Origin of the sequence: Flavobacterium kingsejongi, from assembly GCF_003076475.1 — a bacterium.
Classification (GTDB): Bacteria; Bacteroidota; Bacteroidia; order Flavobacteriales; family Flavobacteriaceae; genus Flavobacterium; species Flavobacterium kingsejongi.
Genome location: NZ_CP020919.1, coordinates 2,563,047 through 2,587,027, shown reverse-complemented (window position 1 = coordinate 2,587,027; position 23,981 = coordinate 2,563,047). Strand labels below are relative to the sequence as shown.

Sequence of the window (23,981 nt, the reverse complement as noted above, 5' to 3'; positions counted from 1 at the left end):
CTACTCCATAAACTGATACGATTTATTGTAAAACTAAATCTGAAACTAATCCTCAATACATGAATCGGTGTATCGGGGATTCGTTCCTTATAAAATCCAACATCACTTTAATAAATTCAATTTGTATATAGAATCAAATGATTTTCAGGTGTTGGGGCAACTCCTTGATTTCTTCCAAAATAACAGCACCCAAATTTTCCATTTCACTCTTGTTGAATCCATTGGTAAGCCCATATACTTTAAAACCATCTTCTAAACCATTTTTTATCCCTCCAATGCTATCTACAATTACGGCACATTGCCCGGGATCATATCCCATAATCTGTGTAACCTCCAAGTATACTTCATGATTTGAATTCCAGATTCCCCTTTCGCTGGGCGTAATTATTTTTTCTGGGGTAAAAAACTGAAGCAGGTTGGTCAACCACAAATTAAGTTCAATTTCTTACCGTGACAAATTCGATACTATATAAAATGGAACTTTCAGCATCCGAAGCATTTCTGTAACACCTTCTTTGGGTTCCAGTCCATATTTCAATTCTTGATAAATATTTTTCCGGATCTTTTCTTCAAAGTTATCAGGAACAGCTGTACCAATAAGATTGTTAAGCTTGATTATGTTCTGCTCTACCCCTTTTTCGCTAAAGAGCCATACCGCTTCATCCAATTCTATAGTCAATCCATATTCTTCTGCTAAGTCCAAAAGAGTAGAAATTATTATCGTATCTGTATTCAGTAACACGCTATCACAATCAAATATAATACAGCCAACAACTGGGGTAATCTGTTCTGTTTTCATCATCTTTTAAACCGTAAAATATTTTTAGTATATTTTACAATATTGCAAATAAAAGCAAAATTGCATTATTTTGCAAAATACAGACGTTAATTAAAATTTAATTTTGAGTGGCTCCTAATAAATAATCTAAAGAATTTCAACTGTTGTAAAATTCCTTGCTCCTTACTTTGAAAAAATAAGACCGAAAAATTTTGATCCGGAAAAGGGGTTAAAGGAAATGCCCAACACTGAATGTTTAATTGTAGGTTTATCGATGAAATGATTGAAATAGAAGAGCATAGTAAAGTTATTATGGTACAGCTTTATCCGTGAACACCGGTACATTTTACCAATTACGCTTTTTATAATAATTTTTATACCAATAAAGACTTAGCGATAAAGCTTTGGAAAAAGTATATGAATTAGCAAAATAAAATGGATTCGTATTCCATTACTTTTCGCACGGTAAACCACCTAATAAAATGATTAGATAGGATTGCAGGATATATTTTATTAGTATCTTGGACAATACTAATTAATAGAAATACGATGAGCAAAAAGGCACTTGTGGCATACTTTGAAAATACAAAGTTAATTTCTTTACAAACAGCAGCAGAAATTGCAAGCCATTTTCAATCTAAATCTATTGCAAAAAATGAACTACAGCTCGCCGAAAAAGGGATTTGTGATGAATATCTGTTCCTCGAAAAAGGATTTATGCGTGCCTTTGCATACGATACTGAAGGCAATGAAGTAACCACAGGTTTTTACAGTCCAGGAGCGGTTGTATTTGAGGTCGCTTCTTTCTTCAACCGGACAAAATCGCAAGAAAATATCCAGGCACTTACTGATTGCAGCGGTTATTATATTAGCTATAAACAACTCAATACCCTTTTTCATACGGTCCCCCAATTTCGTGAATTTGGGAGATCTATACTGGTAAAAGGTTTTTCAGGGCTTAAAACCAGAATGCTTTCCATGATTACTGAAACTGCTGAAGAGCGCTATCTTTTTTTACTAAAAACAAATCCTGAAATTTTTCAGCATGCCCCTTTAAAAAACATAGCCTCTTACCTCGGTATCACAGATACTTCTTTAAGCCGGATACGAAAAGAACTCTCAAAAAAACAGTAACAATTTCATTTCTTGCCATATGCTAAGTGGAATATAACATAATAGGTATTCCTTTGCTTAACGCAAATAATTAGCATTATGGATACTTTACCCCTTTACATCAGTCTTGTTTTTGGAATTACACTCCTAACTGCAATTTGGCTTTTTTACAAAGCCAGTCATTCATCAAAAAGTTTTTTGTTCCTGATAAGCCTCTGGTAGCAATTCAGTCATTGATTAGCCTCAGTGGTTTTTACAAAATTGAAGCTACCTTACCTCCCCGATTTGCCCTGCTTTTACTACCACCTGTCCTCTTCATTTTTATACTTTTTACTTCTAAAAAAGGAAAAGCATTAATTGATGGTTTGGATATTAAAACCCTTACGTATATCCATACCATCAGGATACCGGTTGAACTCGTTTTGTTATGGCTTTGCACGTACCGGATGGTACCCGAACTCATGACTTTTGAAGGTCGGAACTTTGATATCCTATCAGGTATTTCAGCTCCTGTTATCTATTATTTGACATTCCGAAAACAGAAAACCAGTACAGCTCTATTATTGATCTGGAATCTTATCTGTCTTGGTTTATTGCTGAATATTGCCGGCAATGCAGTTTTATCATTACCAACACCATTTCAGCAATTTGCTTTGGATCAACCGAACATTGCCCTTTTACAATTTCCATTTACACTATTACCTGCTGTCCTGGTGCCGTTAGTATTGCTTTCGCACCTCGCTTCTATAAGGCAAATTATAAACCATAAGCAACTACCATAGAAAGGTTTACAGCTCCGGAAAGTAGTTTAAAACAGCAGTAGGCAAAATATCGAAAATCGATGAAGAAATAAATAGCCTGAAAGCAAGCTTAAAAGAGTTAACGAACACGCAAAAATCGGTGCTCGCATCGTCCGAAAAATAGGCCCTAAAACAATAACATATACTGCTGAATATACAACCCCCTTTTCGCATTGTTATAGTGTGAAAAGGGGGTTTGTTTTTGAAAAAATAGCAACTAGTGCAAGTTTAAGCTTTCCTAATTTTCCTTTTCTAATAGTGTTTTCAGTTGGGGAGCAAATCCCAATCCCCAGGTATCGACAGCTGCAATTAAAGGCAGGAGTGATTTTCCGGATTCAGTGATATAATACTCCACCCGTAAAGGGACTTCGGTATAAACCGTTTTACCCAATATGCCGTGCCGTTCCAGTTCCCGCAATTGGTTTTGCAGCACCCGTTTAGTAATTCCGTTTATAGCATGTACAAGATCTTTAGGGCGTGTTATCCCTTTCGAGATTTCATCCAATACACAAAATTTCCATTTGGATCCTATCACTTCCATCGCTACACCAAGGCCACAATCATAATCTATGGGAATCTTTTTTTGGTACATCTGCTATATTTTGTTGTTAGATTCATGAGTACACCTAGCTCATCCCTAATTTTATTGGTGCTGAATTAATCACTATATGATTAATTTGCCCCTTATTGTCCAATGGGTTTATGGATTCGATATTTGTACCTGCAAATTTAAGTATTTATATCATGAAAGTTTTAGTAATTATCACGCACCCCAATCTGGAAACCTCAACGGTAAACAAAGCATGGATTGCGGCATTAAAAAAAATCCGGAACAGTATACCGTCCATGATTTGTACGGCACCTATCCGGACGAAAAGATCGATGTGGAAAAAGAACAGCAATTGGTCGACAATCACGATACGATCCTATTCCAGTTCCCATTCTATTGGTTCAATTGCCCGCCACTTTTAAAAAAATGGCTGGATGAAGTATTAGTATATGGCTGGGCTTATGGCTCCAAAAGCGGCTATAAAGTAGCCGGAAAGAAAATTGCACTGGCGATTTCAGTTGGTATCAATGAAGAAGAGTATAGCGCTTCCGGAAAATACAAGTACACCCTAAAAGAACTCACAGCACCATTTGAAGTTACGTTCCATTACATCAAAGCCGACTACAAACCTTTTTTTGCGTTCTATGGAATTGAAACGAATGTACTTCCTGAAAGAATCGAAAAAAGTACGCGGGATTATATTGATTTTATAACAGCTTTGGAAAAGGAATAATTGTAAAAGCAGTAACAAGGCAACTTGGGTAAGTATACCCGGTTACTATTTTTCGGCTTTAGAAACTATTTCTGCCTTAATCTTAACAGTTCGATTGGGGTTACTTTTTTCAAAAATCGTATCTTTATAAAAGCATGTAAAATAACAACTTATGGATTATACAGCACTACAGCAGCTTTTAGGAAATGAGGCCGAAAATCTTTTGAACTTTCAACACCCTAAAATACCACGGACCCTTTTACACCAGCCGTCTCCAACTTTTATTGATGATGTATTGGCTCTTAGCAATCGAAATCCTCAGGTACTTAAAAGCCTGAGCGCCCTGCAGAATCATGGCAGGCTATCCAAAACGGGATACTTATCCATATTGCCGGTAGACCAGGGAATAGAGCACACCGCTGGTAGCTCCTTTGCGCCCAATCCGTTGTATTTTGATCCCGAAAATATCATCCGGCTTGCGATGGAAGGGGGATGTAATGCCGTAGCTACTACATTCGGGAACCTCGCGATGATGTCCCGGAAATATGCTCATAAGATTCCTTTCATTGTCAAAATAAACCACAATGAGTTGCTCACCTATCCCGTGAAATACGACCAGATTATGTTTGGGAGTGTCAAGGATGCCTGGAATCTTGGGGCAACAGCCATTGGCGCGACAATTTATTTTGGCTCTGAAAATTCCAACAGGCAGATTATTGAAGTCAGTGAGGCTTTTGAACGTGCCCATGAACTGGGAATGGCCTGCATATTATGGTGCTACACGCGCAATAACAGTTTTACAAAAGATGGCATAAACTATGAAGTGGCTGCAGATATTACCGGCCAGGCCAATCATTTGGGGGTGACCCTGCAAGCCGATATCATAAAACAGAAATTACCGGAAAATAATGGCGGTTTTACAACTCTCAATTTTGCCAAAAGCAATCCGAAAATGTACAGCGAACTTTCTTCAGACCATCCCATTGACCTCTGCCGCTATCAGTTGCTCAATTGTTATGCAGGCCGTGCCGGATTGATCAATTCCGGTGGAGAATCTAAAGGTGCCGCTGATTTATCCGAATCTATCAGGACGGCAGTAATCAATAAAAAAGCAGGTGGTACAGGATTAATATTGGGTCGGAAAGCCTTTCAAAGACCATTCGAAGAAGGTGTCCGTTTATTAAACGATATCCAGGATGTCTATCTGACAAAAGAAATTACTATCGTCTAAAAACTAAAAATAGATTCCTTTTTTATTTAATAAAATTAAACGAAATCAGCATAATAATAATCAGGATCCCACTGAGCGCTATGATGAACAGCCTATCGGCCATGGTTTCCAGTTGCTTTTCGAGTACGAGGTTTGAAGTACGTATGGACAAGAAGGAAAAGAGGCACGAAAAGACAAAAACAATGGCAATAACTGAGGTAAACTCATCAATATTACTATTTTCAGCCTGATTGCTAATGCGCAATGAAGTAATTACAAAAAGACAAAAACCCAATAGGGTCGCCGATGTGTTTAAAATGTGTGGTGACGTATTATTTGCCATCTCATAATCAATTTAAATCATAAATCTGTAGTGCATCCCATCGCAGGAACAATGCTAAAAAACAGGATTTAAGGATTTTAAACTTCTCGTCCTGGTAATTTATAAACTAAAGGTAATTTAAATATTCATACTACGGAAACTATTTTAATTATCTTTAAAAGATGAAAGCAGCACTCATTTCACATCCCTTCTTTACCTATTTTAAAGAAAAAAGTGCCCCGTTCCTTACTGAAAACAGAAAAATAATAATTCAGTTTATTTTTACTGCTTTCTTCATCGGAATTGGAATCTGGTTCATTAAACATGAAGGAAGTGAATTAATTGAAGTAAAAAAAACATTGCGCGATGCCGATGCAAAATGGGTCTTAGCGGGTGTAGGAATTACCTGTATGTACATTGCATTACAGTCCCTGATGTATGTCGCTTCATTTGCAACTGTACGGACGACACTCTTATTTGGGGATGCAATCATACTCTTTTTAAAACGAAACCTGATTAGTGTCTTTCTACCTGCTGGCGGTATTTCATCCCTGGCTTTCTTTACAAAAAGCATTCAAAAAAAGGGAATTAAAGAAACGCAAATCTATTTTGCCTCTTCAATTTACGGTTTTGTCGGAATAATATCGGTACTGGCGGTTGCTTTTCCCGCGTTTCTATTGGCACTATCAAAAGGCGAAACCGCAGCTTCCGAATGGTATGCATTAGGAGCGGTAGTATTGTTATCCATTGTCCTGTGGCTGTTGTATTATTCTTTTCGCAAAAAAAATAGCATCTACCGCCGATTTATAAAATCAATCCCAAAAGCCGCAATTGTACTGGAGGAACTGCATAACAATACTATCGATAAGCGAAAATTACTCCTCACCTTTTTCTATTCTGTACTCATTGAAATTGCAGGTATTGCCCACCTCTATATTGCCATGATTGCGCTACATTTTGAACCTTCCCTTTTTGCAGCCGTCATGGGCTATATAGTTGCTGTAATTTTTCTGATCGTTTCGCCTTTCTTACGCGGACTGGGGGCTATAGAAATCTCAATGAGCTATATATTGATCCGTTTTGGTTTTGGAAATATCGATGCCATTGCCCTGACCTTTCTATTCCGATTCCTGGAATTCTGGCTGCCACTGCTTGGTGGTATATTCGCTTTCCTGATTAAAATAAATAAATTATTAATGCGCATTATCCCGGCGTTGCTATTATTTACCCTCGGTATTGTAAATATTATATCCGTTTTGACTCCTGCTATCCATGAACGGCTGACACGGTTACAATCATTTTTACCGGTCACGGCCATCCATGCTTCCAACGACCTCGTGCTGGTAACCGGATTATTCTTATTTGTCACCGCAGCCTTCATGCTGAAAGGATTACGGACAGCATGGTGGTTTTCCCTTGCCCTCAGTACCCTCTCAGTAATTGGAAACCTCACGAAAGCAATTGATTTTGAAGAGGCCAGTATTGCCTTTCTCGTAATCCTGATTTTAATAGCAACAAGAAAAGAATATTACATCAGGAATAATCCGCGCCTAAGAACCATTGGGCTCCAAACAGCCCTATTGAGTGGGATGGCTGTAGTGGCGTATGGAAGTATTGGTTTTTATTTTTTGGACCGGAAGCATTTTTCAATTGACTTCACCGGAATAGAATCGATACGCTATGCCTTACAAACTTATTTTTTAATCGATAGTGCGAATCTGGTACCACAGGATTCTTTTGCAAAAAATTTTTTATCCTCCATAAAAATAAGCGGCTTGCTATCAACAGCCTTTTTTATTTATACGCTGATCCGCCCTTATGTGTTCACAAATACCGCTTCCGAAAGTGAAATTAAATTGGCCAATGGCCTTTTAAAATTATATGGAAACTGCGGCATGGATTATTTCAAAACCTATGGCGATAAGCTATTTTTCTTCTCTAAAAACAAAAATGCTTTTATTGCATATCGCATATCCGGCAATTTTGGGGTTGTTTTGGGAAATCCTGTTGCTGCAGATACCACTGAAATGAAAAACTGCATCCAGGCTTTTGACCGGTATTGTTATGAAAGTGGCTTAAAAAGTCTTTACTACAGGGTTCCCGAAGAAAATCTGACCCTTTATACCAGTCTGGGCAAGAAGAGCCTCTTTCTTGGACAGGAAGGTATCATTAACCTGAATCAGTTCACTTTGGAAGGGGCTGCCAAAAAATCACTTCGGAATGGTCTGAATAAAATCAGTGAAAAAGGATTAAAAACGGTCATCTACACTGCCCCGATACCGGAAAATATACTTCAAAAATTAAAAACAGTAAGTGAGGAATGGCTCATTACCACAGGGCGCAAAGAAATAATCTTTTCTCAGGGGATGTTTATTGCAAAAGAGTTAGCACAACAAACACTAATTACGGTAGAAGATCCCGAAAACCGGATTTTAGCCTTCCTGAATATCATACCCGATTATGCCCCGGGAGAAGGTACGTATGACCTCATCCGAAAAACAAAAGACGCCCCGAATGGCATAATGGATTTTATTTTAGTTGCCTTATTCCAGCATTTCAAATCAGAGGGAAAGACTACGGTAAATTTAGGATTTGCACCCCTGAGCGGTATTGTGGATCCCGATACTTTTCAGCAGAAATCAATGAAATTTGCCTATGAGCGCATAAAATCATTTTCACACTATAGGGGCTTGCGCGATTATAAGGAAAAATTTTCGCCCGAATGGCACAACCAGTATCTACTATATTCCAATGACTACGATTTACTGCAGGTACCCGCTGTATTGTCGCATGTGATCAAGCCCTGAACCGCATGGCTTATTTAGGTTTTTTACGCCTAAAAACTGAGCTTTATAAATAAATTAACATCAGGACTTTCTGTAAGCAGTATCTTTGACGCCAACATGAGACATAAATTTTACATATTGGTATTGGTTACGCTGGGTCTTCTTTTTGGGCCAACGTTATCCTTTTCGCATGGTATGGAACCTAAAATGTCCTGTTGCCATAGTGAATCTGCCTCGCAATCCTGTTGCAGGGAAAAAGAGACACAATCAAAAGAGCACCATTGCGATAACAGCTGTAAAGGGGTTTCCTGCGGATGTCCTACTGTATACTGCGGTTATGCTCCCATACTATTGCAAACCGAAACCAATTCACTTTTTGGTTTTTCTGACAAAAAACAAAATTTCTTCTATTCCGAAATCTTTATCGCTACTGATTCTCGGGCTATTTGGCTTCCACCTAAAATAAGCTAAATTACTTTCTTACAGCTATTGCTGTACTTTCCGAAGTCCTATTGCGGCTTTACATACTCATTACACTTCCTAATCCCAAATTGAACTGATATGGCTTTATACGCCTATGTGTTGTTCAGGCAGAGGATTGATTTGTACAAAAATTAAAAAAAATGAAATCAATACCTACAGTAGTGATGGCCATGATGCTAGTGCTATCCGTGAGTTTTGCGAATGCACAACTCAAAATAAATGATACTTTTCCGAACGTTCAGCTCCTGAACAATCAAAATAGCCTCACTCAACTGCATTCTTTTAAGGGCAAAATTGTCTTGGTCGATTTTTGGGCCTCCTGGTGTGCACCCTGCCGACTCACCAATAAAAAGCTGGTAGTGATGTACAACAAATACAAAAGCAAAAATTTTGAAATTGTTGGTATCTCGATCGATACCGATAAAGCAAAATGGCTCAAAGCCATCGAAAAAGACAAACTGAAACATACACAGCTCATTGACCCTAAAGGATTTGATGCACAATCAGCAATACTTTTTGGCGCAGAAACACTACCCGCCTCCTATCTCTTTGATACTTCCGGAAAACTGGTAGCCATCAATCCCACAGAAGCACAAATAATAGCACAATTAAAAAAATAATAAAATGAAAACATTCACTATAAAATCCATAACTCTTGCACTATTTGCAGTGCTTAGCAGCCTTACATCCTATTCGCAAATCTCGAAAGCAGAAATCATAGCAACAGGATTAACCTGTTCCATGTGTTCTAATGCCATTAATAAACAACTAAAATCCATGCCCGAAGTCGACAGTATCAGTACCGATTTGAATACCAATACCTTTACAGTCTATTTCAAGAAAGACAGTGATTTAGCGCCCAAAGTATTGAAAAATGCCGTTGAAAAAGCGGGCTTTTTTGTAGGTAATATGGTTCTGACAATGCAGATTCCCGCTACTAATTTTGAAAATAATACCGCTAAAATAGGCAATGCAACATTTTTGTTTATCGATTCCAAAGAACCGGTTGCTAATACCTCCATCCAATTCAGGGTTTTAGACAAAGGTTTTGTCACCCAAAAAGAATATAAAAAACTCGCAAAATCCTACTCAAAATACCCGAGCTATGCCACCGACAATGAGGATATGTATCATTTAAAAGCCATTTAAAATGAAATTATTTTCAATTGTATTCCTGCTGCTTGCAACTGTTACGCTGCAGGCACAGGAACTGTTTGTCGTTACTGAACCGGCCAGTAATGTGCCGGCAGGTTCAATCGGGGTTCGGGTAGGGCAATCGTTACTCAAAAGCCAGGAAGGTGGCTCAATGTATAACCTTGCCCCGGAAGTCACCTGGGGGATTACCAAAGACCTGATGGTCCGGACCTCTGCTTACCTGAACAACATGCATAACGGGCTAAACCTTAGAGGCGGTGGGATATATGCCAAATACCGGTTTCTTTCTGTAGACGATCTGCAAAGCCATTTCCGTATGGCTGCATTTGGCCGTTACAGCTGGAACAATGGTATCATTAATCACGAAGCTATTGACATGATGGGGAGCAATACCGGGTATGAAGCGGGAATTGTAGCGACACAATTACTTAAAAAAGTAGCTTTAAGCACCTCTTTGAGCCATGCACGTGCATTTGACAATAATAAATATGCTTTCCCGGATTTACAGGGCAGCAGCGCTCTAAATTATACATTTTCTGTCGGTAGGCTGATGTATCCGAAACGATATACCAGTTTCAAACAAACCAATATCAATACCATGCTGGAATTGGTAGGGCAGACAATCCCCGAAAATGGAAAGTCCTATCTTGATATTGTACCTTCAGTCCAGTTTATTATTAACAGTCAGGCCCGTATTGACATTGCTTATAAAAAAGAACTGTACAATTCGATGCAGCGCTTTACTTCAGATGGGGTTTTCTTAAAACTGGAGTACACCTTTTTCAATGTCACCAAATAGATACCTGCTGCTAAAACTGTAATTATGCAGCCAGTAGTACTCTATCAACTATTGAATATTTCCGATGGTCTTTCTGACCGTCGGAAATAGTTGTTATGGCCTTTGGAAAAGCAGTTATACAATGTGTTCCACTGCCCACTTTCAACTAAAAAAAGAATTGCCTTTTATAGTTTCCGAACGAGTATACCTGATGGTATAATCGATAAAAAGGAGTATCCCGAGTATGATTATGATGCTGTATACTGGCCCTGAATAGAGTTGTTGCATCACATCTGTAATAACAGTCGTATACATTTTTGCAGAGTGGTTATGTTGGGGTTTTCCACCCACAGCGATTAAGACTAAAATAGTCAGGACTGTTGCCAATGCAATCCCATACCACGCTCTTTTTCCAATGATGGGCTGGTAGATCTTTGGCGTATTTAAAACGCTAATTTTCTCCAACACTGCTGTGGTAAAATCAGGAGGCAACGTTTCGATAGGAGTCTTGTGAAGCAATTGCTGCAATTCGTGTGTTATAGGAATATCACGCTGCGCAATACTGGCAATCTCATCCAGCAGGTTTGCTGTAAAATCTGCGGGTAAAGAGTCGGTAGGTACTTTTTGCAGGATCTCCTTTAATAGGTCGTCATTATGGCTTCTCATCAGCTACGGTTTACAGTAAAAATTTCAAATCGTTCTCGAGTTTTTTCCGGGCACGGAATAATATTATTTTGACATTGGAAGCAGAAAAACCGGTAATAGTACAGATTTCTTTAATGCTGCTTTCATTCCTATAATACAAAGTCACTAACAGGGCTTCTTTCTCTGGTAACTGGTCTATTGCTGCTTTAATGTACTGCTGCTGTTCTTCCAATTGCAATTTTTCCAGTTGGGGTACCGAATGATCCGGATTATAATTGTTATGGCTTCTATCATTCAATGGTACCGTCTGTAACTTCTGTTCTTTGGCGATAGCGAGGGACGTCCGGTAGACAATCGTATACAACCAGGTCGAAAACTTTGAATGCCCTTTGAAAGAATGGATGGATATATAGGCTTTTATGAAACTTTCCTGTACCGCATCTTCTGCAGTAACCCTATTTTTGGTTACTTTTAATGAAATCGTAAAAGCCATGTCCTTGTATTTGTCGACAAGAAATGCATACGAAGCCGTATCGCCTTTTTTAAGCTTGTCAATACACTGTTGGTCTTCTATCGTATCCATATAGCTATAAGAGCAACTATTCCGAAGTTGGTTACACTAAAATACATTTATTTTTTATAATTATGCTGTAACCAATTTTATAGTTACCTGCTCTAATAGAGTATAAACAACTTAAATAAAACGATCATGGACGAAATCACCCGAGACGCTATTGTTTCCATTGCCGCTTTTGCTGCTATTTTTGGCATCTTATATGTCTATTTTATGACACGCCACCGTGAAAGGATGTTTATGCTCGAAAAGAACATCTCATCTTCCACGTTTCGTTCGATACACCAGTCCAATATACTCACCCTCAAGTATGGGCTGCTCGCTACAGGAGTAGCGATAGGGATTGTAATGGGTGCAGTAGTAAAAAATTTGGGCTATGACAAATCGGTAAGTTTTTTAGCCATGATATTCCTGTTTAGTGGGATTGCCCTGATTATAAGCCATTTTATTACCCGAAATTATGCCCAAAAAAATAAACTCTAAATTAAAAAAATATATTCAAAAATTCCAATATTAGCATCTCATCCGCATTTAATCCTCACTTCGAAAACTCCCATTTTTTTCTTAATGCATAATTTTTAAAATTCATTTCTCGTTACTACTATAACCGTTTTATCATGATAACGGATAAAAAAGACAACCTTTTCTTATCAGTAAGTTAAGAACGTTATTACTTTCCTATTCTAAATTTGCTTTGGTAGCGTTATCCTAAAATCTCGATTTATTTCGATAACGTCCCCATAAACAGCAGCTTAAAAGGGATTAATGATTAACTAATAGTGTACCGGATGAATATTTTAAAAAATATAAATGTAGCGCGACGCCATATAATGCGTAATCTCACCAAAAATATTGGTCAGTCACGAGTGGATTCCAAAGTAAGCCTGACAGCAACAACAGAAATTAAGAGGGTATTAATTTGCAGGCCTAACCACAGGCTGGGGAATTTATTATTAATTACCCCACTCTTACAGGAAGTCACCGCAACCTTTCCGGACTGTAAAATTGATTTATTTGTAAAAGGTACACTGGCTCCCACCCTATTTCAGAATTATAAAAACATACACCGCATCATTGAATTGCCCCGAAAACCTTTTAAGAACCTGCTCCAATATGTCAAAGGCTGGATTGCGATCAAAAGCAATCAGTATGACATCGTGATCAATGTGGCCAAACATTCTTCGTCAGGCAGGTTATCGGCTCAATTTGCCAATTCAAAATATAAATTTTTTGGGGACTTACCCGGGGATAATTCTTCAGAATATACCGATCAGGCTCATATTGCCAAATATCCAATCTACTCATTCCGAAAATACCTGAGTCAACTGGGATTGCGAAAAAACTACAATGCCGTGGCTTCTTTAAATTTAAAACTGAGCCTTTCTGAAATCGCCGATGGACATTTGCTTTTAAAAGAACTGGTCAATCCGGAGCAAAAAACCATCAGCATCTTTACTTATGCCACGGGTGATAAGTGTTATTCGGAAAGCTGGTGGGAACATTTCTATGGGCAATTAAAAATCAGTTATCCCGGTTATAATATTATCGAGATACTTCCCGTTGAAAACATCTCCAAAATCGGATTCCAGGCACCTACATTCTACAGTACGAATATCCGCCAGATTGGTGCTTTAATTGCCAATACCGATCTGTTCATCGGAGCAGACAGTGGCATTATGCATCTCGCAAGTGCTGTACATACGCCAACCATTGGACTTTTTTCGGTTACCGATCATCATACCTACCAGCCGTACAATAACAACAGTATTGCCATCAATACCAATAACAGCACAATCAAGGACTGGATCTCTGCATTAAATGGTATCCTGGTACCGGGTTAATACAGCCCTAAATGCAATGAATCACGGAGGTCTTTTTAATACTCCGGATCACAAAAGAGCTCTTGATGTTGGAAATGATTTCCAGCTTAGAAATTTTATGCACAGCAAAATTCTGGTAATCTTCCATGTCTTCCAGTAAAAGCTTGAGCAGAAAATCATAAGTCCCCGCGATGTAAGAAGCCTCTAAAACTTCATCCAGCCCGAGTACATAGGCTTCAAACTCTTCAAAAAGCGATTCCTGGTGCCGTACTAAGGTAACTTGGCAATACACCAATAATTTTTTTCCGAGTGCTTTGGGGTCAATGACCGCAGCATAATTCTGGATTACACCGGCAGCTTCCATCTTTTTGATACGCTCATGTACCGGGGTAATAGACAGGTTTACTTTCTCTGCCAGCTGCTTTATGGATTGTTTGGCATCTTTTTGCAGTTCTAACAGTAGTCTTTTATCGGTGGCGTCGAGTGTCATCATAGGATAGTTTTCTATTTAAAGCATGTAAACTGATGCAAAACTATAAAATAAAACTACAACAAAAACACTTCACAGTAAAATTTACCAATTTATAGCGTTTTAACCGAATCAAAGTATTTTATTAAATAAATTTGTACCAGCAAAAGGAATGTTAAAAAAGCCTTTTCCACTATTGATTTTTAAAATAAAGTACATGATTTTTTCACATTTTACCCTTGAAACAGCCCACACTACCACGATCTCTAAAATCTTCTTTGGATTTCAAAACGGTATGATGTGTTGCTGTGGCGTGCTGAAAAATTGTTGTAGTACTTCAACTTCCTATATCACTACAACAGCCCAAAACGGGTGTATGGAACTCTCCTAAAAGAATAAGCTTTCAACTTTGTATCGAACAAAGGAGGCTTATGTGAGCCTCCTTTTTTTGTATCGTTTTTTATAGCAGCTAAAAAACGATGCGAGTGTATTGTGCTGCCAAAATTAATCCTATTTATTTAAAAAAAATGAAAATTAAATTATCCCAATTGCTATTCGGATTTTTGTTTTTCAGTGTGCAAATAGCAGTAGCACAGGAGAAACAGATTTCGGGAATAGTAACAGATGCCTCCCAACTATCACTTCCCGGAGTATCGGTAGTGGTCAAAAATACGAATCAGGGTACCCAAACTGACCTGGACGGAAAATTCACCCTCAAAGCCAGTCCGGATGCTATTCTGGTTGTGACCTTTATGGGGTTTAAAACGCAGGAAATCAAAGTCAGTCACCAGCCCTCAGTAGTGATCCGGCTGGAAGAAGAAACCATAGGGCTGGATGAAATTGTGATTGTCGCCTATGGAACCCAAAAACAACGTGCTGTTGTGGGAGCTATAGGAAAAGTGGGCAGTGAGGTTTTCGAAAAGCAACAGGCGACCTCGGTACTTTCGGCCTTACAAGGTTCTGTCCCGGGCGTGAGTGTGATCAACTCCAGTGGCCAACCGGGAGAAAGCCCGACAATCCGTGTTCGTGGAATCGGATCTATCAATGCCTCTTCTTCTCCGCTGATTATTGTAGATGGTGTCCCTTTCAATGGGAACATCAACTCCATCAGTTCGGATCAGATTGAGTCGATGAATGTTTTAAAAGATGCTGCCTCTACCGCCTTATACGGATCCCGTGGGGCAAATGGTGTTATCGTGATCAAAACCAAATCAGGCCGCAAAAACACAGCGCCACAAGTGAGCTTCCGCGTTTCTTCCGGAGTTGCCAGTGATGCCGTAAAAACCCATGAGGTATTGGGCAGTAATGATTATGTCAGCTACCTGTGGCAGGCCCGAAAGAATACTTACCAGTATGTACAGGGTCAGACACCGGAAAATGCAGCCACTAATGCTACCACAGGAATGGTAAGTGCTATGGGGTATAATCCGTACAATACATCGAATTTCATCAACAATAGTGGGCAACTGAACCCGGATGCCCAGTTGATTTGGGATACCAACTGGAAAGAGGAGCTGTTCCGGAACCAGGCATTTCGTAACGAGTATAATTCCAACATAAGTGGCGGTAGCGATAATACCTCTTATTTCCTATCTGCCAACTACCTAAATCAGGAAGGACTGGTTAAAACTTCCAAATTTGAAAGAGCGACCGTTCGACTGAATATCGATACCAAGGTAAATGACTGGCTCGACGTGGGAACCAATGTAGCCTATTCGGCATCCAACCAGAATTTTCCCGTACAGTCCGGAACACAATTTACAAGTGCCATGAACTGGCTGTATGCGACACCCAGTATTTACCCGGTATACCGCAGGGATCAGAATGGAACTATTATTACCAATAACGGAGCCCCAATCTATGATTATGGGAACAATACCCAATTGGTCAACGGAGTACGCCCTTTAATGAGTGGTGACAACGCAGTAGGATCGCTTTACAATGACAAAAAAGGGAATACCCGAAGCAACATCAACCTGAATGGCTATGCTAAATTCCAGCTGGCAGAAAAACTTTCGTTTAAAACCAATCTGGCTTTTGAAGATTATTCTTTTGATTCCAATGCGTATACCAATTCTGTCTATGGCCAGGCTTCGAGTGTCAATGGGCGCGTAAGCCGTGAAAAAACAGTGACCCAAACTTTAAATTTCATTAATGCATTACGCTATGATACAAGTTTTGGAGACCATAATTTAGGTGTCGATGTGATTTATGAAGCGTATCAGTCTAAAAATGATTTGTTCTCTGCTTCTGCAACCGGATTCCTGCCGGGTGTCACTGTTATTGGCGGTGGCACAACACCAGAATCTGTTGGAGGATATGTGGTGGAAGACCGCCTGAATAGTATTTTAAGAAGGGTCAGTTATGATTTCAAAAATAAATATTTCCTTGAAGCGTCCTACCGAAGAGACGGATCGTCCCGCTTTTCTAAAAAAGTGCGTTGGGGTGATTTCTATGCCGTGGGTGCTTCCTGGATCATTTCGGATGAAAATTTCCTTAAAAATAGCAATGTGCTCAGCCTGTTGAAATTGAGGAGTTCCTATGGGGAATTAGGAAATAACCAGACGACTTCATTTTTCCCGTATATCCAGAGTTTTGAAACCGGACACAGCCAATTGGGCAATCCCGGGGTATTGCTGGGCGATCGTGTAGATGAAAACCTAACCTGGGAAAAAACAGGTTCTTTTAACATTGGCCTCGATTTTAGCCTGTTCAATAACCGTATTGAAGGTACGATCGACTATTACAACAAGAGTTCTATTGACCTGCTGTATAATGTACCTACGCCTTCCTCGACAGGGAATACCAGCATCCTGACCAATGCGGGTTCTTTACGAAACTATGGCCTTGAGGTGAGCCTGACATCACACAACATCAAACGTGAAAAATTCTCCTGGAATACGCAATTGAATTTTTCGCTGGATCGCAATAAGATTACCAAACTTACGCAGGAATCCTTTATCACCGGATTAAACCAATGGCAGGTAGGCCGCTCTTTGTATGATTTTTATATCCGGGATTATGCCGGTGTAGATCCTAATGACGGGTATGCAATGTGGTATAAAGACATTGTGGATGCTAATGGCACGGTTACGGGTAAAGAGACCACTAAAAATTATGACGAAGCGACACGGTATTACCAACATTCAGCACTTCCGAAAATAACCGGTGGAATTACCAATACGTTTCAGTTGTATCGATTTGATTTGAATGTATTGTTCAATTTCAGTGTAGGGGCCTATGTGTATGATTCCGATTATGCTTCCCTGATGGGCGGAATTTCCAGAGGCAGGCAAAGTTCTCCAGATATTGCCAACAGTTGGACACAGCCCGGCGATAGCACCGATGTACCGGTACTGTTGAACTCCACCAATAACTTTGCGGCCACCTCATCCCGATTCCTGTACAAGAATGATTATGTACGGCTGAAAGCACTAACATTCGGTTACAGCCTGCCTATTGATAGTATCCGCAAACTCAAAATCAGCCAGGCCCGGTTGTATTTGCAAGGGGATAATTTGCTGACGTTCCAGTCCCATAAAGGAATAGATCCAGAACAAAGTATTGATGGAACGACTAATTTCAGGGCACCATTACAACGTACTATTACCTTAGGGTTTAACCTTAATTTTTAATTTTAATCCACATGAAAAAAATATATCTCAGTATTGCTGTCCTTGCCCTTAGCTTTCAGCAAATCGGTTGTTCTTCTGATTACTTAGACGATCCAAAACCGACCAATAATGTTACCCCGGAAGTTATTTTCAGCAACCGGGAAGGTGTCGATGCTTTTATCGCCGGAATTTTACGACTGAACAGAGGGCAGTTTTTAAACAATGAAGCGGCAGGATTGCAATCCATCTATTTTGCCCGCAGTGTAAAAGGCGAAGCATTAATCCAGAAGCAAATCTGGTTTGGGGATGATTACGATTTCCAAAACCGCGAAGCGACCTACACCCGACCGAATTTCAGCTGGAGGTTTTCCTATAAAATTATCGATCAGCTGAACAACCTGATCCATGGTATCGAGTCCAGTAATGCCCTTTCTGAAACGGATAAGACCGAAACCAAATCCCAGGCACTTGCCCTGCGCGGTTTCTATTATTTTCAGTTAGCCCTGGAATTTGGTGATGCGTATGCGTCTTCCAAAAACCTGGACTTCCCTCCTATCTATACAGAGCCTACCTCGACCGGAAAAGGCATGTCGACCAAAGCGGAATTTTTCGACCAGATCATAAGTGACCTTGAAGACGCTGTGGCGGGATTACCACAAACCAGAGTGGACAAATCGTATATCAACAACCAGGTCGCGCAGGCATTTTTGGCGCAGGTCTACCAATATACGGGAGACTGGACTAAAGCCAAAACAGCCGCTATTGCTGCTTATGGCGGTAATCCGGCAGCTGTTTTAAACGCTGCCGCTTACACTCAGGGATTTGACGATATCAATGCTACCGAATGGTTATGGGGATTGCCACAGACTCCGGATCAAACGGCTTATTATATGTCACATCCCCATGCGATGATGGACCATGTTGCCATCGCCTATCACGGAACCTTTATCAATGATGATTTTGTGAATTTGTTTTCCGCTACCGATGTACGGAATTTATTCTCCAATCTCTACAATGCCCCGGTTGGTGACTGGCAACAATTTGTGACTTCAAAATTCAAATTTACATTCGATGCTGATATCCCAATTATCCGTTATCCGGAATTGATCCTTATTGAAGCTGAAGCTGAATTCCATTTGGGTAATGAAAGCCGCACCCGGGAATTATTGGATGCCCTGCGCCTGAATCGTGATACACAGGCCCAGCCTACTGCAGCGAGTGGTTCGGCCTTGATAGAACTGGTATTGACCGAACGCCGGAAAGAATTTTATGGTGAAAACGGAATTGAATGGTATGATGCCAAACGACTGCTTCGCGGCATTACAAGAACCGGGAACCACAGAACCCAAATTAATTTAGTCCCGGATGACCGCCGTTTTGAACTTAAAATTCCACAGGAAGAAATTGATGCCAATCCTAATATCAGCCCTGCAGTAAACACCAACCGATAAACGGTTGCTAAAACCCTTATTTTTTAGAATTGTAAAGTCCGTAGCCTTGCTATGGACTTTACTTTTTTAGGAAGGTAGGAGTAAACTTTTCTTATATGGGAAAAATAAGCTGCCATTATAACTCAGAAATTGTAGTCCAGAACCAGGATGACCTACCCCTATAACCAGGAAATCTTAGTCTAGAACCAGGATGACCTACCTCCATAACCACGAAATCCTGGTCCAGAACCAGGATGACCTACCTCCATAACCACGAAATCCTGGTCCAGAACCAGGATGACCTACCCCTATAACCACGAAATCCTGGTTCGGAACCAGGATGACCTAGCCCTATAACCACGAAATCCTGGTCCGAGACCAGGATGACCTACCTCCATAACCACGAAATCCTGGTTCGGAACCAGGATGGCCTACCCCTATAACCAGGAAATCATGGTCCAGAACCAGGATGGCCTACCTCCATAACGAGACTGGTCGAAATTTTGTGTAAACAGTTCTTAGTGTTTAATATTACACCTTTCTCCAAATATGACCAAGAACTGATTCATGATTAATCCCCAGCTTGGTATTGCATTTATCCAGCTTTTTTCACAATTTTGTATTGCTAAATAGACTGATTTCTTGACGCTTTTTTCATCTGGGAACTGCACTTTTGTTTTGGTATATTTTCTAATTCCCCTGTTTAAGTTTTCTATTGTATTTGTGGTGTACATTATTTTCCTGATTTCAGCAGGATAGGCCAAAAAAGGCATGAGATTTTCCCAATTCTTTTCCCAGGAGCAAACGGCATATTTATATTTTGCTTCCCAGTTTTTTTTAAATTCAGCCAGAGCTAAAACGGCTTCTTCCTGATTTATTGCAGTATATACTTCTTTCATTGCACTGCAAAATGCTTTTCTATCCTTAACTACTACAAACTTAAGGCTATTCCTTATTTGATGAACAATGCAAAGCTGGGATTCTGTATTTGGAAAAACACCTCTGATAGCTTTTGTAAATCCGGTAAGGTTATCTGTACAGGCAATGAGAATATCCTTTACTCCACGAGATTTTATGTCAGAGAGTACAGTCATCCAAAATGAAGCCGACTCTTCTTTATTTAGCCACATTCCTAATACTTCTTTCTTACCATCTGTTTTTAGTCCGATTACAATGTAAATTGCATGGTTTTCATATTTCCCATCTGTTCTTACTTTCATATGCACAGCATCCATCCAAACAGAGACTGGTCGAAATTTTGTGTAAACAGTTCTTAGTGTTTAATATTACACCTTTCTCCAAATATGACCAAGAACTGATTCATGATTAATCCCCAGCTTGGTATTGCATTTATCCAGCTTTTTTCACAATTTTGTATTGCTAAATAGACTGATTTCTTGACGCTTTTTTCATCTGGGAACTGCACTTTTGTTTTGGTATATTTTCTAATTCCCCTGTTTAAGTTTTCTATTGTATTTGTGGTGTACATTATTTTCCTGATTTCAGCAGGATAGGCCAAAAAAGGCATGAGATTTTCCCAATTCTTTTCCCAGGAGCAAACGGCATATTTATATTTTGCTTCCCAGTTTTTTTTAAATTCAGCCAGAGCTAAAACGGCTTCTTCCTGATTTATTGCAGTATATACTTCTTTCATTGCACTGCAAAATGCTTTTCTATCCTTAACTACTACAAACTTAAGGCTATTCCTTATTTGATGAACAATGCAAAGCTGGGATTCTGTATTTGGAAAAACACCTCTGATAGCTTTTGTAAATCCGGTAAGGTTATCTGTACAGGCAATGAGAATATCCTTTACTCCACGAGATTTTATGTCAGAGAGTACAGTCATCCAAAATGAAGCCGACTCTTCTTTATTTAGCCACATTCCTAATACTTCTTTCTTACCATCTGTTTTTAGTCCGATTACAATGTAAATTGCATGGTTTTCATATTTCCCATCTGTTCTTACTTTCATATGCACAGCATCCATCCAAACAATCAGATACTGTGGTTCTAAAGCCCTTTTAGTCCATAAATCAACATCAGCCAGTATTCTATCAGAGATGGTCGAAATCGTGGACTCACTTACTGATATCCCATAAACTTCTTTAACTTGTTCTACAATATCACTACGGGTCATTCCACGACTGTACATTCCTAAAATAGCATCTTCAATCTTTTCACTCATCGATTGGCCTTTTCCGATGACCTGAGGCTCGAATTCACCATTTCTATCCCGGGGAATAGCCAGGACCATATTGCCCAAAGTCTCTGATTTTATATTCTTTGAGAAAGAACCATTACGGCTATTGCCTGTATTGTATCCGTCAATATTATGCTTCTCATATCCCAGATGAGCATCCAATTCTCCCTGGAGTAGTTGTTCAATGCCTTGTTTATACAGGTCTTGAAAAAAAGTATGGAAGTCTTCTTTGTTTTTAAATTGCTTTGCAAAATCTTTGGGTAATTTACCATCTTCGATCATAATCCGCTCTTTTTAAATTATTTAAATGTAGTTCTTTTAAATTCTATACTTAATGATCTGTTGTTTTTTGGCTAAGCCTTAAAATCTCAAATCAAATTAAAATCAATTTCTACGTTTACACAATCTAACGACTACTCCCTCCAAACAATCAGATACTGTGGTTCTAAAGCCCTTTTAGTCCATAAATCAACATCAGCCAGTATTCTATCAGAGATGGTCGAAATCGTGGACTCACTTACTGATATCCCATAAACTTCTTTAACTTGTTCTACAATATCACTACGGGTCATTCCACGACTGTACATTCCTAAAATAGCATCTTCAATCTTTTCACTCATCGATTGGCCTTTTCCGATGACCTGAGGCTCGAATTCACCATTTCTATCCCGGGGAATAGCCAGGACCATATTGCCCAAAGTCTCTGATTTTATATTCTTTGAGAAAGAACCATTACGGCTATTGCCTGTATTGTATCCGTCAATATTATGCTTCTCATATCCCAGATGAGCATCCAATTCTCCCTGGAGTAGTTGTTCAATGCCTTGTTTATACAGGTCTTGAAAAAAAGTATGGAAGTCTTCTTTGTTTTTAAATTGCTTTGCAAAATCTTTGGGTAATTTACCATCTTCGATCATAATCCGCTCTTTTTAAATTATTTAAATGTAGTTCTTTTAAATTCTATACTTAATGATCTGTTGTTTTTTGGCTAAGCCTTAAAATCTCAAATCAAATTAAAATCAATTTCTACGTTTACACAATCTAACGACTACTCCCCTGTGCGGTTTAGCCCCAGTACTGTATATTACTTTCTACGAGCCCTGTTTTCTATCGTCGGATTTGAAATCGTCGGTCCCTGGATGTATATTCTATGATCTTCTACTTCTCCCCCTGGTGTGGAACTGGTAGGTGACAGTATATCCGCCCGGTTTTTGGCATACCGCAACCGTACATAGGTACTCCGGATCACCCTGCTGACACTTACCTGCCAGGTTAATACTACCGAAGTCTGGTTTGCAGGTGCACTCACCGTTACGCGTTCGCTTTCATCAAAAACACCATTTTGGTTAAAATCAATCCATCCTGAGATGTAGGCATTTTCAATTCCCTTATAAGGAATAGTGGCGTTGATAATGTTACCCGGCATATAATGAGCCTTATAGGAAAAACTTTTATATATATCGGGCCATGCATCTTCTTCCAGGACACCAGCACTACCGTTATTATTGTCCCCCATAGCATCGTAGCTATACTGAGGTCCCGGATCGGTATCGGGTGCTACGGTTCCTAAAAATCCTGCTGTTGGAGGGATTAATCCTCCAGGTGCATAAGCTGCTGTATTTAGGTTGGTAGTGGCTTCAGTAGCAGACGCACTGCTTGCAATACCATCACTGGACAAGGCCAGTTTATCAATCATGTGGAGTGGTGCACCATACGATGCCGGAGCATCTCCCCCATCAACACCCGGAGGTAAAAGCCCCAGGGCAATAGCGGTCAATCCGCTTCCTTTTAAAGTAACATCAAAGGTTACATCAAAGTTGGTTGGGCTATAGGCTGTTTCATTAAAGGTTAGAAAAGAAACTGCAGCAGTATTGTTATCATTACCTTTTACAAATTCAATACGTTGCCGTGTGGCAGTAACATCCACTTTACGAACATCGTAGCTTCCTGTTACATTTAGATTTTTATGCATTTCTACAATAGTCCATTTTCCATCGGCAGTAGCATTAAAAAATTCTGCTGGTGCCAAAGATTCTGCATCCCCGATTACCATTCCGGAAAGTTTTACCGGAGCCCCTTCTAAAGTAGCCCTACAGGTTAATCTGAAGGTTACATTTCCACCATTTGTCCCATTTCGGATACCGTTTACCAATTTATTACTGCTTCCTACTCCTCCAATATTGTACATATCATCCATGGAATCCCCGGAATAATTCCCCGGGGCATAACTTTTAATATCACTGCCCGTAATTCCGGTAATAATGGCTTCTACACACAGATATCTTCCACCCCCTACATCTATGGAGGCATAGGATGTGGCATTTTCCCCTAAGGCCTGATCGTGCCTTCCGTACGGATATTGGGCAACATTGGCCAATGTAGAACCCCACGTCAGCCATAATACCTGGTTTTTGTAAGTACTGGTTCCGCCTATCGCAAATGCTGCCGTTTTAGGCTGTGTTGGAAAACATTGTGCCTGTACTGCTGATCCCATCAACAGGGATACAGCAAGGAATAGGCTTAGTATTAGTTTTTTCAT

General features: G+C 39.6%; 22 protein-coding genes and 3 pseudogenes. 14 read left to right on the top strand and 11 right to left on the bottom strand.

What is annotated here, in order from left to right; genetic code table 11:
• Positions 1 to 133: 133 nt before the first annotated feature.
• Positions 134 to 424 (bottom strand): HAD family hydrolase, encoded by a 291-nt coding sequence (locus tag FK004_RS11345; RefSeq protein WP_157956084.1) that lies wholly within the window; start codon positions 422 to 424, stop codon positions 134 to 136.
• 21 nt (positions 425 to 445) lie between these two features.
• Positions 446 to 802 carry an HAD hydrolase-like protein gene (locus FK004_RS11340; protein WP_108737366.1) on the bottom strand — a complete coding sequence of 119 codons (357 nt, stop codon included), beginning with the start codon at positions 800 to 802 and terminating at the stop codon, positions 446 to 448.
• A gap of 525 nt (positions 803 to 1,327) precedes the next feature.
• Between FK004_RS11340 and FK004_RS11335 the strand changes: the two genes are divergently transcribed.
• Positions 1,328 to 1,912 (top strand): Crp/Fnr family transcriptional regulator, encoded by a 585-nt coding sequence (locus FK004_RS11335; RefSeq protein WP_108737365.1) that lies wholly within the window; start codon positions 1,328 to 1,330, stop codon positions 1,910 to 1,912.
• Between the two features lie 137 nt (positions 1,913 to 2,049).
• Positions 2,050 to 2,673: a hypothetical protein gene (locus FK004_RS11330; protein ID WP_227871594.1), complete on the top strand. Its 624-nt coding sequence runs from the start codon at positions 2,050 to 2,052 to the stop codon at positions 2,671 to 2,673.
• Between the two features lie 256 nt (positions 2,674 to 2,929).
• Here FK004_RS11330 and FK004_RS11325 read toward each other — a convergent pair whose 3' ends face one another.
• A complete protein-coding gene (locus tag FK004_RS11325; protein WP_108737364.1) occupies positions 2,930 to 3,283 on the bottom strand; it encodes a winged helix-turn-helix transcriptional regulator in 354 nt (117 codons plus the stop codon).
• A gap of 152 nt (positions 3,284 to 3,435) precedes the next feature.
• On the opposite strand from FK004_RS11325, the pseudogene FK004_RS11320 reads away from it, so the two are divergent.
• Together FK004_RS11320 and FK004_RS11315 are read left to right on the top strand one after the other, a co-directional pair.
• A pseudogene (locus FK004_RS11320) lies at positions 3,436 to 3,974 on the top strand (NAD(P)H-dependent oxidoreductase).
• Between the two features lie 151 nt (positions 3,975 to 4,125).
• On the top strand, positions 4,126 to 5,184 hold the full coding sequence (locus tag FK004_RS11315) for a class I fructose-bisphosphate aldolase (RefSeq protein ID WP_108737363.1): 1,059 nt from the start codon (positions 4,126 to 4,128) through the stop codon (positions 5,182 to 5,184).
• Between the two features lie 22 nt (positions 5,185 to 5,206).
• Here FK004_RS11315 and FK004_RS11310 read toward each other — a convergent pair whose 3' ends face one another.
• Positions 5,207 to 5,506 (bottom strand): hypothetical protein, encoded by a 300-nt coding sequence (locus FK004_RS11310; RefSeq protein WP_108737362.1) that lies wholly within the window; start codon positions 5,504 to 5,506, stop codon positions 5,207 to 5,209.
• Positions 5,507 to 5,667: 161 nt separating this feature from the next.
• Between FK004_RS11310 and FK004_RS11305 the strand changes: the two genes are divergently transcribed.
• From FK004_RS11305 to FK004_RS11290, 5 genes are all read left to right on the top strand, one after another.
• The gene (locus tag FK004_RS11305) at positions 5,668 to 8,292 is read left to right on the top strand and encodes a phosphatidylglycerol lysyltransferase domain-containing protein (RefSeq protein WP_108737361.1); all 2,625 of its coding nucleotides are present in this window, start codon (positions 5,668 to 5,670) and stop codon (positions 8,290 to 8,292) included.
• A 96-nt stretch (positions 8,293 to 8,388) separates the two neighbouring features.
• Entirely contained in the window at positions 8,389 to 8,742 is a 354-nt protein-coding gene (locus FK004_RS19210; RefSeq protein WP_157956083.1) for a hypothetical protein, read from the top strand.
• 152 nt (positions 8,743 to 8,894) lie between these two features.
• Complete coding sequence (locus FK004_RS11300) at positions 8,895 to 9,374, top strand: TlpA family protein disulfide reductase (RefSeq protein ID WP_227871593.1); 480 nt, start codon at positions 8,895 to 8,897, stop codon at positions 9,372 to 9,374.
• Between the two features lie 4 nt (positions 9,375 to 9,378).
• Positions 9,379 to 9,903: a heavy-metal-associated domain-containing protein gene (locus tag FK004_RS11295; protein ID WP_108737359.1), complete on the top strand. Its 525-nt coding sequence runs from the start codon at positions 9,379 to 9,381 to the stop codon at positions 9,901 to 9,903.
• Position 9,904: 1 nt separating this feature from the next.
• Complete coding sequence (locus FK004_RS11290) at positions 9,905 to 10,708, top strand: hypothetical protein (protein WP_108737358.1); 804 nt, start codon at positions 9,905 to 9,907, stop codon at positions 10,706 to 10,708.
• Between the two features lie 141 nt (positions 10,709 to 10,849).
• Here the strand turns inward: FK004_RS11290 and FK004_RS11285 are convergent, their stop codons facing one another.
• Both FK004_RS11285 and FK004_RS11280 read right to left on the bottom strand, forming a co-directional pair.
• Positions 10,850 to 11,353, bottom strand: a complete 504-nt coding sequence (locus FK004_RS11285) for a hypothetical protein (RefSeq protein ID WP_108737357.1) — start codon at positions 11,351 to 11,353, stop codon at positions 10,850 to 10,852.
• A gap of 10 nt (positions 11,354 to 11,363) precedes the next feature.
• The gene (locus tag FK004_RS11280; RefSeq protein WP_108737356.1) at positions 11,364 to 11,915 is read right to left on the bottom strand and encodes an RNA polymerase sigma factor; all 552 of its coding nucleotides are present in this window, start codon (positions 11,913 to 11,915) and stop codon (positions 11,364 to 11,366) included.
• A 126-nt stretch (positions 11,916 to 12,041) separates the two neighbouring features.
• Here FK004_RS11280 and FK004_RS11275 point away from each other — a divergent pair, with 126 nt between their 5' ends.
• Both FK004_RS11275 and FK004_RS11270 read left to right on the top strand, forming a co-directional pair.
• Positions 12,042 to 12,389 (top strand): DUF6249 domain-containing protein, encoded by a 348-nt coding sequence (locus tag FK004_RS11275; protein WP_108737355.1) that lies wholly within the window; start codon positions 12,042 to 12,044, stop codon positions 12,387 to 12,389.
• A gap of 305 nt (positions 12,390 to 12,694) precedes the next feature.
• Entirely contained in the window at positions 12,695 to 13,747 is a 1,053-nt protein-coding gene (locus FK004_RS11270; RefSeq protein WP_108737354.1) for a glycosyltransferase family 9 protein, read from the top strand.
• A 7-nt stretch (positions 13,748 to 13,754) separates the two neighbouring features.
• Here the strand turns inward: FK004_RS11270 and FK004_RS11265 are convergent, their stop codons facing one another.
• The gene (locus tag FK004_RS11265) at positions 13,755 to 14,219 is read right to left on the bottom strand and encodes an Lrp/AsnC family transcriptional regulator (RefSeq protein WP_108737353.1); all 465 of its coding nucleotides are present in this window, start codon (positions 14,217 to 14,219) and stop codon (positions 13,755 to 13,757) included.
• Between the two features lie 193 nt (positions 14,220 to 14,412).
• Here FK004_RS11265 and FK004_RS19205 point away from each other — a divergent pair, with 193 nt between their 5' ends.
• The 3 genes from FK004_RS19205 to FK004_RS11255 all read left to right on the top strand — a co-directional run bounded on the left by FK004_RS19205 (position 14,413) and on the right by FK004_RS11255 (position 19,260).
• Positions 14,413 to 14,586, top strand: a complete 174-nt coding sequence (locus tag FK004_RS19205) for a hypothetical protein (RefSeq protein ID WP_157956082.1) — start codon at positions 14,413 to 14,415, stop codon at positions 14,584 to 14,586.
• Positions 14,587 to 14,722: 136 nt separating this feature from the next.
• Positions 14,723 to 17,830: a SusC/RagA family TonB-linked outer membrane protein gene (locus tag FK004_RS11260; protein WP_108738824.1), complete on the top strand. Its 3,108-nt coding sequence runs from the start codon at positions 14,723 to 14,725 to the stop codon at positions 17,828 to 17,830.
• An 11-nt stretch (positions 17,831 to 17,841) separates the two neighbouring features.
• Positions 17,842 to 19,260 carry a RagB/SusD family nutrient uptake outer membrane protein gene (locus FK004_RS11255; RefSeq protein WP_108737352.1) on the top strand — a complete coding sequence of 473 codons (1,419 nt, stop codon included), beginning with the start codon at positions 17,842 to 17,844 and terminating at the stop codon, positions 19,258 to 19,260.
• Between the two features lie 497 nt (positions 19,261 to 19,757).
• Here the strand turns inward: FK004_RS11255 and FK004_RS11250 are convergent.
• From FK004_RS11250 to FK004_RS11235, 4 genes and pseudogenes are all read right to left on the bottom strand, one after another.
• Positions 19,758 to 20,480, bottom strand: a pseudogene (locus tag FK004_RS11250) (IS256 family transposase); the annotation flags it as partial.
• A gap of 32 nt (positions 20,481 to 20,512) precedes the next feature.
• On the bottom strand, positions 20,513 to 21,724 hold the full coding sequence (locus tag FK004_RS11245; RefSeq protein ID WP_108735429.1) for an IS256 family transposase: 1,212 nt from the start codon (positions 21,722 to 21,724) through the stop codon (positions 20,513 to 20,515).
• Between the two features lie 134 nt (positions 21,725 to 21,858).
• Positions 21,859 to 22,359, bottom strand: a pseudogene (locus FK004_RS11240) (transposase); the annotation flags it as partial.
• Between the two features lie 167 nt (positions 22,360 to 22,526).
• On the bottom strand, positions 22,527 to 23,981 hold the full coding sequence (locus FK004_RS11235) for a CshA/CshB family fibrillar adhesin-related protein (RefSeq protein WP_108737350.1): 1,455 nt from the start codon (positions 23,979 to 23,981) through the stop codon (positions 22,527 to 22,529).